This is a genomic window from Nonomuraea sp. 3-1Str, assembly GCF_031570565.1.
In the GTDB taxonomy this organism is placed as follows: Bacteria; Actinomycetota; Actinomycetes; order Streptosporangiales; family Streptosporangiaceae; genus Nonomuraea.
Genome location: NZ_JALHBK010000008.1, coordinates 81,420 through 95,433, shown reverse-complemented (window position 1 = coordinate 95,433; position 14,014 = coordinate 81,420). Strand labels below are relative to the sequence as shown.

The window sequence follows — 14,014 nt, the reverse complement described above, 5'->3', positions numbered from 1 at the left end:
CAAGGGTTCGCGCGGCGCCCGACAAGATCGTATTGTGTAAAGGCGCGGCGGCATGGACCATCAGGCGCGGACGGCGGTAACTTTGTCACCGTCCGAACCTGTCGTCCAGCGCCCCGCCTTGACCTTTGCCGTTCAGCAGCGTAAGTTGCGGCATTCGCAAACTTGAAGAGCGAAGCGAGGCGCGCCGAGCACCGTCGCCGCGTCTTCGCGGTAGGAGGCCGAGCCGATCGATGCCGAGCGTCTACTGCACGCAGTGCGGGCACGCCAACCCCGAGGATGCCCGTTTCTGTTCCCGCTGTGGGTCACCGCTGGCCAGAGCCGAGGCCGCCGGGGACACCACCTCGACGATCTCCGTAGCGGGAATCGAGGCGTACGAGGCTGAGACAGGCGACATGCTCCTCGCCGAGCGGGCGCTGGTGGAGCAGTTGCCGCCCGGCACGGCGTTGCTCACCGTGACCAGGGGTCCCAACCAGGGGAGCCGGTTCCGGCTCGACAAGGACCTCACCACCACCGGCCGCCACCCGGAGAGCGACATCTTCCTCGACGACATCACGGTCTCCCGCCGTCATGTCGAGTTCTACCGCCACCGGGGCGGCCAGTTCTCGGTGCGCGACGTGGGCAGCCTCAACGGCACGTACGTCAACAGGGAACGCATCGAGGAGGTGCCGCTGCACTCGGGCGACGAGGTGCAGATCGGCAAGTTCCGTCTGCTGTTCCTGATGCGGACCGCCGCCACAGCATGAGGGAGCGTAGCGAGCGATCCATGGACACGGCTTCGCGCGGACGCATGCGGTCGGCGAAGGAGACCGCATGAGTTCGCAGGCTGCGCGCTCGCACATGAGCATCGGGGAGGTGCTCGCCCTCCTGCGGGGCGAGTTCCCCGACGTCACGATCTCCAAGATCCGGTTCCTGGAGGGCGAGGGGCTCATCGAGCCCGAGCGGAGCCCCTCGGGCTTCCGCAAGTTCACCCACCTGCACGTGGAGCAGCTGCGCTACATCCTCACCGAGCAGCGCGACCACTACCTGCCGCTGCGGGTGATCAAGGACAAGATGGCCGAGGACTTCGGCCGCCCGCGCGCCGTTCCCGACGCCGAGCCGGAGATCCGGCTCAGCCGCGCCGAGCTGCTGGAGACGGCCGGGATCGACGACGAGACGCTCACCGAGCTGGAGGACTACGGGCTGCTCGCGGCCCGCGCCCGGCGCTACGACGAGGACGCGCTGACCGTGGCGCGCACCGTCGGGGCGCTGGCCCGCTTCGGCCTGCACGCCCGCCACCTGCGGGCCGTCAAGGCGGCGGCCGAGCGGGAGTGCGGCCTGATCGAGCAGGCGGTCGCGCCGGTGCTCAAGCGGCGCGGCCCGGGCGCCATCGGCGAGGCCGACGAGGCGGCCAGGGAGCTGTCGGCGCTCCTGCTGGACCTGCACGCCGCGTTGGTCCGCGAGGGCGTGCGCTCCGTCCTGGGACGCTGACTCCAGCGCGCCCTCCCCATCGGCCCTCCCCGGCGGGCCTGACGGCCGGGCCCATCGCTGAGATTCGGGACCGCACCGGCGGGACATACGGCACCCGCCGGGTGTTACGTTGAAATGCATAAGCGAACCAGCAATGAGCTGTGCCGGGTCGCCGGCCAGTCGAATACGGAGCAGCCCGTGTTGCAGATGGAGGTCGTGGGCGTTCGGGTAGAAATGCCCACCAATCAGCCGATCGTCCTGCTCAAGGAGGCACACGGGGAGCGGTTCCTGCCCATCTGGATCGGCATGACCGAAGCCACGGCCATCGCGCTGGCCCAGGCGGAGGAGCCCCCGCCCAGGCCCCTGACGCACGACCTGTTCAGAGACGTGCTGAGCGCGCTGGGCGTCGGCCTGCGCGCCGTCAACATCGTCGCCCTGCGCGACGGAATCTTCTTCGCCGACCTGGTGTTCTCCAACGGCGTCGAGGTCAGCGCCCGGCCGTCCGACTCGATCGCCCTGGCCCTGCGCACCGGAGCGCGCATCTTCGCCAGCGAGGAGGTCGTCCAGGAGGCCGGTGTGATCATCCCCGACGACCAGGAGGACGAGGTGGAGAAGTTCAGGGAGTTCCTTGACACGATCACCCCCGAGGACTTCGGCAGGGCGGGGTAGGTATTTCAGTGCATTTACGCTTCACGACGCGCCGAGCCGGATCGTTGACTGAGCATGGTCACGGTCCTACGGTGCAAGTGAAACCCGTGGCCGCCTTTTTACGAACCCCCAGATCAGGTCACGGGATGAGAGAAAGCCGGAGGTCCGCGTGGCGGTCAGCAGCGGCGAGGGAAAGACGGCCGGCCAGGAAGACTCGGTACGGCGCGAGAGCGCGCGGCAGCGTGCCGGGGAGCAGGGACTGCTCTTCGACGAGCGACCGGCGTCGCTGCCGGGTGACATCGGATACCGTGGCCCGACGGCCTGCGCGGCGGCCGGCATCACCTACCGGCAGCTGGACTACTGGGCACGCACCGGACTGGTCGAGCCCACGATAAGAGCGGCGCACGGCTCCGGCTCCCAGCGGCTCTACAGCTTCCGCGACATCCTGGTGCTCAAGGTCGTCAAGCGGCTTCTCGACACCGGGGTCTCCCTCCAGCAGATCCGTACGGCCGTGCAGCACCTGCGTGAGCGCGGGGTGGCCGACCTCGCCCAGATCACGCTCATGAGCGACGGTGTCAGCGTCTACGAGTGCACCTCGGCCGACGAGGTGATCGACCTGCTCCAGGGCGGTCAGGGCGTCTTCGGCATCGCCCTCGGCCGGGTCTGGCGCGAGGTCGAGGGCTCCCTCGCGGAGCTGCCGGGGGAACGAGCGGCGGTCGCGGACACCGTCCCGGCCGACCACCCCGCTGACGAGCTGGCCCAGCGGCGGCGTGCGCGCCGCACAGGGTAAAGTGAGAGCGCAAGGCTGACGACCCCGTGCGGGAGAGTCCCCGGGCTTCGTCCCTGGGGCGCCGAAGGAGCAACCCTCCCCGGAATCTCTCAGGCACCTGTACCGCTCGGGTGAGGCGTCTCTGGAAAGCAGGCGCGCCCGCCAGGCGCGTCTCACCGACGGTGCAAGCCCTCCGGGGTGAAGCTCTCAGGTCCGCATGACAGAGGGGGAGACCCGGCATACGCCCGCGCCCTGGCGCCGGTCTCCACAGCCTCGGGAGGCACCTCCATGACCGACCTGTCAGCTCCGCCGTTCTCGGCCCGGCACATCGGCCCCTCCGCCCCGGAGCAGCAGCGCATGCTCGAGGCCGTCGGCTTCGAGTCCGTGGCCGACCTCGTGGCGGTGGCCGTGCCCGAGGCCATCAGGGCCAAGGACCGGCTGAGGCTGCCCGCCGCGGTCGGCGAGACCGGCGCGATCGCCGAGCTGCGCGCGCTGGCCGGCCGCAACCAGGTTCTCACCTCCATGATCGGCCTCGGCTACCACGAGACGGTCACGCCCGCGGTCATCCGCCGCAACCTCCTGGAGAACCCCGGCTGGTACACCGCCTACACCCCGTACCAGCCCGAGATCTCCCAGGGCCGGCTGGAGGCGCTGCTCAACTTCCAGACCGTGGTCTCCGACCTGACCGGCCTGCCCGTCGCGGGCGCCTCCCTGCTCGACGAGGCCACGGCCGCCGCCGAGGCGATGACCCTGGCCCGGCGGGCCGGCAAGGTCAAGAGCCCCGTGTTCGTCGTGGACGCCGACACGCTGCCGCAGACCAAGGCGGTGCTCGCCACCCGCGCCGAGCCGCTCGGCATCGAGCTCGTCGAGCACACCCTGGAGGGCGAGCTGCCCGAGTGCTTCGGCGTGCTCGTCCAGTACCCCGGTGCCTCCGGCCGCCTGCGTGACTTCCGCGCGGTCGCCGAGGCCGCCCACGCCTCCGGCGCCCTCGTCGTGGCCGCGGCCGACCTGCTGGCGCTCACGCTCGTCGCCGCGCCCGGTGAGCTGGGCGCCGACATCGCCGTGGGCTCCTCCCAGCGCTTCGGCGTCCCGCTCGGCTTCGGCGGGCCGCACGCCGCGTACATGTCGGTGCGCGAGGGCTTGCAGCGGCAGATGCCCGGCCGCCTGGTCGGCGTCTCCGTCGACGCCGACGGCGACCCCGCCTACCGGCTGGCGCTGCAGACCCGCGAGCAGCACATCCGCCGTGAGAAGGCCACCAGCAACATCTGCACCGCCCAGGTGCTGCTCGCCGTCATCGCCGGCATGTACGCCGTCTACCACGGGCCCGAGGGGCTGCGCCGCATCGCCGCCCGGACCCACCGGCACGCCGCCGCCCTCGCCGAGGCGCTGCGCCGCGGCGGCGTCGAGGTCGTCCACGGCGAGTTCTTCGACACCGTGCTGGCCCGCGTCCCCGGCAAGGCCGCCGACGTCGTACGGCTGGCGGCCGAGCGTGGCGTCAACGTGTGGCCCGCCGACGCCGACCACGTCGCCGTCGCCTGCTCCGAGACCACCACCGCCGACCACCTGGAGCGGGTCGCGTCGGCCTTCGGCGAGACGCTCGGCCACGAGTCCGCCTCCCGCGCCGACCTGGACGCCCTGGTCGCCGACGAGGGCCTCGACCGGCTGCCCGCCGGGCTGGCCCGCGAGTCCGGCTACCTCACCCACCCCGTCTTCCACAGCCACCACTCCGAGACCGCGATGCTGCGCTACCTGCGCAGGCTCCAGGACAAGGACATCGCGCTCGACCGGTCCATGATCCCGCTCGGCTCCTGCACGATGAAGCTCAACGCGAGCACCGAGATGGAGCCGATCACCTGGCCCGAGTTCGCCGCGATCCACCCCTACGCGCCGATCGAGCAGGCCGCCGGCTACGTCGAGCTGGTCGAGACGCTGGAGCGCTGGCTGGCCGAGATCACCGGCTACGACGCGGTCTCCATCCAGCCCAACGCCGGGTCCCAGGGCGAGCTGGCCGGGCTGCTGGCCATCCGCGCCTACCACCAGGCCAACGGCGACACCGGCCGCGACGTGTGCCTCATCCCGTCCTCCGCCCACGGCACCAACGCCGCCAGCGCCGTCATGGCCGGCATGCGCGTCGTCGTCGTGGCCTGCGACTCCGAGGGCAACGTCGACCTGGACGACCTCGACGCCAAGATCGACAAGCACCGCGGGACGCTCGCCGCCATCATGGTGACCTACCCGTCCACGCACGGCGTGTACGAGGAGGCCATCACCGAGATCTGCGCCAAGGTCCACGACGCCGGCGGCCAGGTCTACGTCGACGGGGCCAACCTCAACGCGCTGGTCGGCCTGGCCAAGCCCGGCGAGTTCGGCGCCGACGTGTCCCACCTCAACCTGCACAAGACGTTCTGCATCCCGCACGGCGGCGGCGGGCCCGGCGTCGGCCCCGTGGCCGTCCGCGAGCACCTCGCCGGCTACCTGCCCGGCCACCCGCTGCACGACGGCTCGCCGGTCGGCCCGGTCTCGGCCGCCCCGTACGGCTCGGCCGGCATCCTGCCGATCTCCTGGGCGTACATCCGCATGATGGGCTCCGACGGGCTCACCGCGGCCACCGAGCAGGCCATCCTGTCGGCCAACTACCTCGCGCGGCGCCTGGCCCCCCACTTCCCGGTCCTCTACACCGGGCGCGGCGGGCTGGTGGCGCACGAGTGCATCATCGACCTGCGCCAGATCACCAAGGAGACCGGCGTCACCGTCGACGACGTCGCCAAGCGGCTCATCGACTACGGCTTCCACGCGCCGACCATGTCGTTCCCCGTCGCGGGCACGCTCATGATCGAGCCGACCGAGAGCGAGGACGTCGCCGAGCTCGACCGGTTCGCCGACGCCATGATCGCCATCCGTGCCGAGATCGCCAAGGTGGCCTCCGGCGAGTACGACCAGACCGACAACCCGCTGCGCAACGCCCCGCACACCGCCGAGGCCGTCACCGCCGACGAGTGGACCCACCCCTACACCCGCACCGAGGCCGCCTACCCGGTGTCCTCGCTGCGCGACGGCAAGTACTGGGTGCCGGTACGCCGCATCGACCAGGCCTACGGCGACCGCAACCTGGTCTGCTCCTGCCCGCCCCTGGAGGCGTACGAGGACTGACGTCCCCTCCGAGCGGCCCCTTCCCGCTCCGGCGGGCAGGGGCCGCTACGGCAACCCCGTCCGGGTGGTTCACGGATGCTCGGGAGCACGAGCAGGCCGCGGTTGTATGCCTCCGCGACCGCGGCGGCACGGTCGTTGACGTCGAGCTTCGCATAGACGTTGAGCAGGTGCGTCTTGACCGTGGCCTCGGTGATGAACAGCCGGGCGGCCGCCTCCCGGTTGGTGTGGCCGGCCGCGACCAGGCGCAGCACCTCCAGCTCGCGCCGGCTCAACGGCCCGGTCGACGGCGCCGGGGCGCGCAGCCGGCTCATCAGGCGGGCAGCCACCGAGGGCGAGAGCGCGGCCTCGCCGCGGGCGGCCGAGCGCACGGCGCGCAGCAGCTCGTCCCGCGGTGCGTCCTTGAGCAGGTAGCCGGTGGCGCCGGCCTCGATCGCGGGGAGCACGTGGCTGTCCGTGTCGTAGGTGGTCAGCACCAGCACCCGGGCCGGTACGCCGCGCCGGGTCAGCTCGCCGATCGCGGTGACGCCGTCCATGCCGGCCATCCGCAGGTCCATCAGGATCACGTCCGGCCCGAGCGCCTCGGCCAGCCGGACCGCCTCGGCTCCGTCCGCCGCCTCGCCGACCACGGTGACCTCGGGGTCGTGGGCGAACATGCTGCTCAGCCCGTCCCGTACCACCGGGTGGTCGTCGGCGATGAGCAGCTTGATCGGGTCACTCACGAACGCACCTCCGGCGCCTCGGTGGGCAGGCAGGCCGAGATCCCGGTGCCACCCCCCACCTCCGATTCGATCTGCAACGTGCCCGACAACGCCTCGATCCGCTGCCGCATCGCCACCAGCCCGAAGCCCCCGTCCCGCTCGACCCGGGCGGCCGGGTCGAAGCCGCGGCCGTCATCGCGGACGTCGAGGGCCACCTGGTGGTCCATGTAGGAAAGGGTGAGACCGACGCGGGTGGCGGTGCCGGCATGCCGGGCGACGCGGTGGAACGACTCCACCGATCGGTGGATGGAGAGGCATGGAAGCAGGCCACGAACCGCGTCGGCGAGCTGCCGCGACAGGCCGTGGGCGTCGGGGCGCTCCGGGGGATCCCCGGGGAATGCGGGGTGTCGCGGGGGTGCGGTTCCCGTGGCCGCCAGGCCAACCGGGACAAGTCGGCAGACATGATCGCCGGAAGTCGTTAGGCTCGGTCCGATCGTCGCCGAAGGAGCCATCTTTGACGTCCTCAGAGCTGCGGAACCCGCCTCTCGACACCGCCCGCCGCCTGGCCGAGGACGGCGACCTCGACGGCGCCGCCGCCATCCTGTCCGAGCTGGCGGCCGACCCCGACGGGCCCGACCGGGCGCAGGCCGCCGTGGGCCTGGCCGTGGTGCTGGAGGAGCGCGGCGACCTCGACGGCGCCCGCGCCGCGGCCCGGGCCGCGCTCGCCACCGGCCACCCCGAGTACGCGGCGCAGGCGGCCTGCCACCTGGCGCAGGGCTTCGAGCGGGAGGGCCGGGCCGAACAGGCGCGCGGCGCGTGGCAGGCCGTGCTGGGGCTCGGCACCGCCGCGTACGTGCCGCTGGCCCATCTCGCGCTGGCCCGGCTCGCCGTACAGGCCGGAGCCCTGGACGAGGGTGAGGCGTCGCTGCGCGAGGCCGGCGCGGCGGCGGTGGCGGCCGGCGACGACGAGACGGCCGCGCACGCCGCGCAGCAGCTCGCCGACCTGATGCTGGAGCGCGGCGAGCCGGGGGAGGCGGCCGAGGTGCTCCTCGACGCGCTGGAGGCCGCTCCGGCCGAGGTGGCGCCACGGCTGCGGGTCCAGCTCGGGATCGCGCACCTGGAGATGGCGTGCGCCGAGTTCGCGGGCGCCGTCGAGGACGGCGCCGACGCGGGGACGAGCGCCCTCGCCATCGAACTGCTGGCCCGCACGCTTCCCTTACGGGGGCGGGACGACGACGCCGAGCACGTCTGGGCGTACGGGCTGGACCACGAGGACGAGACGCTGGCCGCCGACGTCCGTCTGCGCCGCGACCGCGACACCTGACGACCCTCTCCCGGCACCGGAGGACCGGGCCGCGTGGGGCGCGATCATCACGAGTCGGGATACCTCTCGGTCTCCCTGCTTCCCGCCTGTGACTCGTCCGTAAGCTGGGGGTGTGTCCCCCGCACTGGTCCTGCTCGACGGCGTTCGATGGCGGGGCGTGCGCGTCGTCGGCGATCGCGCGCAGACCCTGCTGGCGGTGCTCGCCATGTGCGGGCGTGCGGGGGTCGGTGACGAGCGCCTGGTCGAGGAGTTGTGGCCCGGCGAGGCGCCGGCCAACCCGACCAAGGCGCTGCAGGTGGTCGTCTCGCGGACCAGGGCGGCGACCTGCGCCGATGCCGTCGTACGGATCCCGCGTGGTTACCGCCTCGGGCTGCCCGCCGGTCAGGTGGACGCGCTGCTGCTCGGCGCGCTGGTGGACCAGGCACGGGCCGCGCTGGCCGAGGACGACACGGCGCTCGCGCGTCGCCGCGCCGAAGAGGCCATGGGTCTCATGGCCGGCGGCCTGGCCGGCGCCACGGGTGCGCTCGCTGAGCTGAGGGACGCCGCCGCGGGACGGGTGTCCGAGGCGCGACGGGTGGCGGCGATCGCGCAGGGCCGGAGCGGCGCCCACGACGAGGCGCTGCCGCTGCTGGAGGAGGCCGCGGCCGATCGGCCGCACGACGAGGAGCTGCTCGCCTGCCTGCTGCGCAGCGAGGCCGCCGTACGTGGTGCCGCCGCGGCTCTGGAGCGCTACGAGCGCTACCGCGCGGACCTGGTGGCGCGGCTCGGCACGGACCCGGGGCCTGAGCTCGTCCGCGTCCACGCCGCGCTCCTCGCCGCGGATCGGCCGGTCCGCGAGGGCATCCTGTACGACGGGTCCTCGCTGCTCGGCCGCGACGGCGACATCCGTGCGGTGCACGCCTTGCTGCAGACCAACCGGGTGGTCTCCATCGTCGGCTCCGGCGGGCTGGGCAAGACGCGGCTGGCTCATGTCGTCGGGCGGAACGCCGCGCAGCCCGTCGCCCACTTCGTCGAGCTCGTCGGCGTCTCCTCGCCGGAGGGCGTGGTGGGCGAGGTCGGCTCGGCGCTCGGGGTCCGGGACTCGGTCAGCGGGCGTCGTGGCCTGAGCGCCGAGCGGCGCGCCGACGTTCGCGCCCGCATCGCCCAGCATCTCGACCAGGCCCCGGCGCTGCTGATCCTGGACAACTGCGAGCACGTGATCGAGGCCGTCGCCGACCTGGTGGCGTTCCTGACCGTGACGACCCGCGACCTGCGGGTGCTCATCACCTCGCGCTCCCCGCTGTCGATCCCCGCCGAACGCGTCCACCCGCTCGGCGAGCTGCTCACGGATGACGCGGTGGAGCTGTTCCGCCAGCGCGCCACGGCCGCCCGCCCGGACGTCCGGATCGACGAGGGAGTGGTCGCGGACGTCGTCGCGCGCCTCGACGGGCTGCCGCTCGCGATCGAGCTGGCCGCGGCCAAGGTGCGGGTGATGTCGGTGGAGGAGATCGCGCGGCGTCTGGCGGACCGGTTCGCTCTCCTGCGCGGCGGGAACCGTGCGGCCCCCGACCGGCACCAGACGCTGCTCGCGGTCATCGACTGGTCGTGGAACCTGTTGGACGAGCCGGAACGGCGGGCTTTGCGGTGGTTGTCGCTGTTCGGCGACGGCTTCACGCTTTCCGCGGCCGAACACGTACTGGGCACGGACGCCCTGCACGTCGTGGACGCGCTGACCGCGCAGTCGATGCTGAGCGTTCGCGAGACGACGTACGGCCTCCGCTACCGGATGCTGGAGACCGTCAGAGAGTTCGGGCGGATGCGGCTGAAGGAGGCCGGCGAGGAGGCGCCCGCTCGGGCGGCGCAGCGGGCCTGGGCGACGGCGTACGCCCTCGCACACGCGTCCGAGCTGTTCAGCCCGGCGCAGTTCGCGGCGGCCGACGCGTTGCACGCCGAGGAGAGCAACCTCGCCGAACTGCTCAGGCAGGCGCTCGGCGAGGCCGATCCTGCCACGACGGTGCAGTTGCTGGTCGGCATCGGCGCGCTGTGGTCGATCCGCGGTGATCATTCCCGGGTCTTCGCGCATCGGCTCGCGATCAGCCAGGTCGTCGCCGGGTGGACGCCGCCGCCGCAGCTCATCGAGGTGGCCAGGGCCGCCATGCTGATCACGATCATGAACATCATGATCATCGCCGACCGGAGCGTCGATCCGGTGCGGGACCTCCTGCGCGGGTTGCCCGTCACCGACGCGACGGATTCCCGCGTGGCGGCGATGGCCACGGTGATGCTCGCGTGCGACACGACCGACGTCGTCGAGCTGCACCGCAGGCTGGCGGAGCTGTGCCGCAGCGACGACCGTGACGTGGTCCTGGCGGCGACGCAGACGAGCGTCCATTCCCTGGAGAACATAGGAGACGTGACCGGGGCGATCGAGGCCGGCGAGCGGGTGCTGGCGATGCTCGGCGAGGATCAGGGGCCCTGGTTGGCCGCCATCACGCACGCGGAGCTGGCCCACCTGAGCATGAACCTCGGCGACCGCAGGAAGGCGGTCGGACACGCGCGTACCGCCATCCCGGTGCTGAGCCGGGTCGGCGCCACCGACGACGAGACCCAGCTCCGCTCGGTGTTGCTGATGTCCGCGCTCACCGACGGCGACCTCGGCGCCGCGGAGGCCGAGTTCGCCGAGATCGCGCCGGTCAACGACGGCGAGACGGTGCTCGGCGGGGTCTCCATCGTCTCGTTGTGCGCGGCCGAGCTCGCCCTCGCCCGCGGCGAGACGGCCGCCGCGCTGGCGGAATGCCGGCTGGCTGTCCGGCGGGCGCGCGGTCTGCGCCTGCCCGGAGTGCCGGAAGGGGGAGCGACGCCGTGGACGATCATCGCGGAGTCGGTCACCCTGACCGCGTTCGCGTACCATGCCGGGCCGGAGGACGTCCGGTACGGCGAGGAGCTGTTCTCCGCCATGCGGGGCTACGACCTGCTGGACCTGGGCAGCCCCATCCTCGACTACCCGCTGTGCGGCTCGTTGCTCTTCGCGCTCGGCGCCTGGGGGCTGCTGCGGGGAGCGATGCCTCCCCGCGACGCGATCGTGCTGCTGGTGCTGGCCGAGCGGTTCGCGTACAACAACAGCATGCCCAGCATGACCTGGGAGCGGATCGAACCGTACGCGGAGCGGGCCGCGCCCGGGACGATCCCCCTCGTACGGGCCGAGTACGGCGACCGGCGCGGCCCCGAACTGCTCGGCGAGGCGCGGGGTCTCGTCGAGCGGATCCGCGGCCGCGGCGGGCGCGGGTCACATGTGCCGCTTGTAGCTGCGTACCGACAGCGGGGCGAAGATCGCGATGACGACCACGCACGCCAGGAGCGTCCAGCCCACCTCTCCACTGACGAGGGCGCTGTTGGCCAGGTTGCGGGCGGCCGTGACCAGGTGTGAGACCGGGTTGACCCGTACGAACGCGGCCAGCCAGCCGGGCAGGGTCTCGACGGGGACGAACGCGTTCGACAGGAACGTCAGCGGGAACATGATCATCATGGAGATGCTCTGCACGGCCTGGGCACTCCGGGCGATCGTGCCGACCCAGGTGAAGACCCACGCCAGCGACCAGCCCGTGCAGATCGCCAGCAGGATCGCGGCGAGCACGCCGCCCGCTCCGCCGCCCGGGCGGTAGCCCATCACCAGGCCCATGGCGAAGGTCAGAGTGGCCGCGATCGCGTAGCGCAGCAGGTCGGCCACCATCGGGCCGGCGAGTGGCGCGATCCGGGCGATCGGCAACGACTTGAACCGGTCGAAGACGCCCTTCTCCATGTCCTCGCGCAGTTGCGTGCCCGTGGCCATGCACGTCGTCAGCACGGTCTGGGCGAGGATGCCGGGGATCATCAGTGGGAGGTAGCTCTCCACGTCGCCGGCGATGGCGCCGCCGAAGATGGAGGCGAACATCGCGGTGAACAGGATGGGCTGCAGCGCCACGTCGAAGAACTGCTCCGGGTTGCGGCGCATCTTCTTGAGCGCCCGCCACGCCATCGTCAGGGTCTGGCCGAGGGTCTCCGCCACGGAGACGCGCCGCCGGGCGGCGGCCACGCGGTCGGTGGCCCGGACCGTCTCACGCGCGGGTGCGATCACGGTGCTCATCGGTTCTCCTTCGTGCCGGTCTCGTCGCCGTCGTCCGTCCTGCGATCCGGCTCCCGGCCCGCATCGTGGCCCGGCTCGTGGCCGGTCTCGTGGCCCGTCTCGTGGCCCGTGAGGGCGAGGAACACCTCGTCCAGGCTGGGCTTGGCCACGCTCACCGAGGAGATCGACACCCCGGCGGTGCGCAGCGCGATCAGCACGTCCGCGGCCAGGTCGGCCTGGTCGAGGGCGACGTTGAGGCGGCCCTGCTCCGGGCTGAGGATCGGGTCGGAGCCGAGGACGCGCCGCACGACGTCCACGGCGGCGGGCACCTCGCCCGGCTCGGCGAGCAGCAACTGGAGGGTGGAGTTGCCGACCGCGGTCTTCAGCTGGTCGGGGGTGCCCTCGGCGACCTTGCGGCCGTGGTCGATGACCGCGACGCGGTCGGCGAGCTGGTCGGCCTCGTCCAGATACTGCGTGGTCAGCAGCACCGTGCAGCCGTCGGCGACGAGGCCGCGGATGGTGTCCCACATCTGGCCGCGCGTGCGCGGATCGAGCCCGGTGGTCGGCTCGTCGAGGAAGATCAGCGGTGGCCTGGTGATCAGGCTGGCCGCCAGGTCGAGTCGTCGGCGCATGCCGCCGGAGAACTGCGCGATCGGCTTGTCGGCCGCCTTCTCCAGGCCGAACTGGCCCAGCAGCTCGGTGGCGATGCGCCGGGCGCGCGGCGCGGCGATGCCCTGCAGGCGGCTGAACAGCCAGAGGTTCTCGCGGGCGGTCAGGTTCTCGTCGACAGAGGCGTACTGTCCGGTGACGCCGACCAGCTGGCGGATCACGTGCGGGTTGCCGGCCACGTCGACCCCGAAGATCTCGGCGCGGCCCGCGTCGATCGGCAACAGGGTGGCCAGCATCCGTAGGGTGGTGGTCTTGCCGGCGCCGTTCGGGCCGAGGACGCCGAAGATCTCACCGGTGCGTACGTCGAGGTCGATCCCGTCGACGGCGCGGTTCCGGCCGAACGTCTTCACCAGCCCTTCGGTGCGTACGGCCAGATCGGTGCCCCCGCCGGGGGCCGGGCCGCCCCCGGTACGTCCGAGTTCTGTGATGCTCATGGCCTCACTCTCGGCGGCGCCGGTTTCACGGCGCCCTCGACCGGGTTTCACCGGTTTCAGAGAGCTGTCGACAAGGGCCGTTGGTGGGTCCGGGGGCCGGTCGTGGGGCGGGGCCCGATACGGTTCTCGCATGGAGGTCATGACGCCGCGCGGGCCCGCGTCGGTGCAGGTGGACGATGCCGAGAGGCCCCGGTTGCTGCTCGTGCTGACCCACGGGTCGGCCGGGGGAGTGGACGCGCCCGACCTGCTGGCCGTGCGCGACGCCGCCCTCGCGGCGGGGGCCAGCGTGGCTCGGGTGACGCAGCCGTTCAGGCTCGCTGGGGCCCGCGCTCCGGGTTCGGCGGCCCGGCAGGACGAGGCGTGGTGCGCCGTGCTGGCCGAGCTGCGATCGAAGGCGCCGGGCCTGCCGCTGGTGCAGGGCGGCCGGAGCAACGGGGCGCGGGTCGCCTGCCGTACCGCCAAGGACGTCGGGGCGGCGGCGGTGGTCGCCCTCGCGTTCCCGCTGCACCCGCCCGGCAAGCCGGAACGCTCCAGAGCCGACGAGCTGCGCGGGGCGGGTGTGGACGTGCTCGTGGTGAACGGGGACCGCGATCCGTTCGGGGTGCCGGACGCCGCCGACGCGGCACGGCTCGTGGTGCTGCCGGGGGAGGGGCACGACCTGAAGAAGGACCCCGCCCGGGTCGGCGAGGTGGTCGCCGACTGGATCATGTCGTACGCCTGACCGGACGTCCGGACGGCCCGCGCAGAGATGGACGACCCGCGTAGGAGTGGACACTCTGTCCGGTGCAGGACGCC

General features: G+C 72.5%; 10 protein-coding genes, 2 pseudogenes and 1 riboswitch. Of the genes and pseudogenes, 8 read left to right on the top strand and 4 right to left on the bottom strand.

The window, feature by feature from the left end:
- Positions 1 to 230: 230 nt before the first annotated feature.
- From MTP10_RS15450 to gcvP, 5 genes are all read left to right on the top strand, one after another.
- Positions 231 to 743: an FHA domain-containing protein gene (locus tag MTP10_RS15450; RefSeq protein WP_310709893.1), complete on the top strand. Its 513-nt coding sequence runs from the start codon at positions 231 to 233 to the stop codon at positions 741 to 743.
- Positions 744 to 810: 67 nt separating this feature from the next.
- Positions 811 to 1,467: a MerR family transcriptional regulator gene (locus MTP10_RS15445; protein WP_310709891.1), complete on the top strand. Its 657-nt coding sequence runs from the start codon at positions 811 to 813 to the stop codon at positions 1,465 to 1,467.
- A gap of 177 nt (positions 1,468 to 1,644) precedes the next feature.
- Positions 1,645 to 2,115 (top strand): bifunctional nuclease family protein, encoded by a 471-nt coding sequence (locus MTP10_RS15440; RefSeq protein WP_090771501.1) that lies wholly within the window; start codon positions 1,645 to 1,647, stop codon positions 2,113 to 2,115.
- 148 nt (positions 2,116 to 2,263) lie between these two features.
- Positions 2,264 to 2,884 (top strand): MerR family transcriptional regulator, encoded by a 621-nt coding sequence (locus tag MTP10_RS15435; RefSeq protein ID WP_310709883.1) that lies wholly within the window; start codon positions 2,264 to 2,266, stop codon positions 2,882 to 2,884.
- Between the two features lie 19 nt (positions 2,885 to 2,903).
- Positions 2,904 to 2,999: riboswitch (glycine riboswitch) on the top strand.
- 152 nt (positions 3,000 to 3,151) lie between these two features.
- On the top strand, positions 3,152 to 6,013 hold the full coding sequence (gene gcvP, locus MTP10_RS15430) for an aminomethyl-transferring glycine dehydrogenase (RefSeq protein ID WP_310709881.1): 2,862 nt from the start codon (positions 3,152 to 3,154) through the stop codon (positions 6,011 to 6,013).
- 86 nt (positions 6,014 to 6,099) lie between these two features.
- Here gcvP and MTP10_RS15425 read toward each other — a convergent pair.
- A pseudogene (locus MTP10_RS15425) lies at positions 6,100 to 6,720 on the bottom strand (response regulator); the annotation flags it as partial.
- Between the two features lie 8 nt (positions 6,721 to 6,728).
- Complete coding sequence (locus MTP10_RS15420; protein ID WP_310709879.1) at positions 6,729 to 7,007, bottom strand: ATP-binding protein; 279 nt, start codon at positions 7,005 to 7,007, stop codon at positions 6,729 to 6,731.
- Between the two features lie 218 nt (positions 7,008 to 7,225).
- Between MTP10_RS15420 and MTP10_RS15415 the strand changes: the two genes are divergently transcribed.
- Complete coding sequence (locus tag MTP10_RS15415) at positions 7,226 to 8,035, top strand: hypothetical protein (protein ID WP_310709877.1); 810 nt, start codon at positions 7,226 to 7,228, stop codon at positions 8,033 to 8,035.
- Between the two features lie 205 nt (positions 8,036 to 8,240).
- Positions 8,241 to 9,611, top strand: a pseudogene (locus MTP10_RS15410) (ATP-binding protein); the annotation flags it as partial.
- Between the two features lie 1,689 nt (positions 9,612 to 11,300).
- On the opposite strand, the gene MTP10_RS15405 reads toward MTP10_RS15410, so the two are convergent.
- Both MTP10_RS15405 and MTP10_RS15400 read right to left on the bottom strand, forming a co-directional pair.
- The gene (locus MTP10_RS15405) at positions 11,301 to 12,137 is read right to left on the bottom strand and encodes an ABC transporter permease (protein WP_310709875.1); all 837 of its coding nucleotides are present in this window, start codon (positions 12,135 to 12,137) and stop codon (positions 11,301 to 11,303) included.
- Positions 12,134 to 13,219 carry an ATP-binding cassette domain-containing protein gene (locus MTP10_RS15400; RefSeq protein WP_310709873.1) on the bottom strand — a complete coding sequence of 362 codons (1,086 nt, stop codon included), beginning with the start codon at positions 13,217 to 13,219 and terminating at the stop codon, positions 12,134 to 12,136. The genes MTP10_RS15405 and MTP10_RS15400 overlap by 4 nt, the downstream gene beginning before the upstream one ends.
- A gap of 130 nt (positions 13,220 to 13,349) precedes the next feature.
- Here MTP10_RS15400 and MTP10_RS15395 point away from each other — a divergent pair, with 130 nt between their 5' ends.
- Positions 13,350 to 13,940 (top strand): alpha/beta family hydrolase, encoded by a 591-nt coding sequence (locus MTP10_RS15395; RefSeq protein ID WP_310709871.1) that lies wholly within the window; start codon positions 13,350 to 13,352, stop codon positions 13,938 to 13,940.
- Positions 13,941 to 14,014 lie beyond the last annotated feature (74 nt).

Excerpts from the sequence above, each read along its gene's own strand:
- MTP10_RS15450 (WP_310709893.1), top strand. The coding sequence starts at position 231 with ATGCCGAGCGTCTACTGCACGCAGTGCGGGCACGCCAACCCCGAGGAT.
- MTP10_RS15445 (WP_310709891.1), top strand. The coding sequence starts at position 811 with ATGAGTTCGCAGGCTGCGCGCTCGCACATGAGCATCGGGGAGGTGCTC.
- gcvP (WP_310709881.1), top strand. The coding sequence starts at position 3,152 with ATGACCGACCTGTCAGCTCCGCCGTTCTCGGCCCGGCACATCGGCCCC.
- MTP10_RS15405 (WP_310709875.1), bottom strand. The coding sequence starts at position 12,137 with ATGAGCACCGTGATCGCACCCGCGCGTGAGACGGTCCGGGCCACCGAC.
- MTP10_RS15400 (WP_310709873.1), bottom strand. The coding sequence starts at position 13,219 with ATGAGCATCACAGAACTCGGACGTACCGGGGGCGGCCCGGCCCCCGGC.
- MTP10_RS15395 (WP_310709871.1), top strand. The coding sequence starts at position 13,350 with ATGGAGGTCATGACGCCGCGCGGGCCCGCGTCGGTGCAGGTGGACGAT.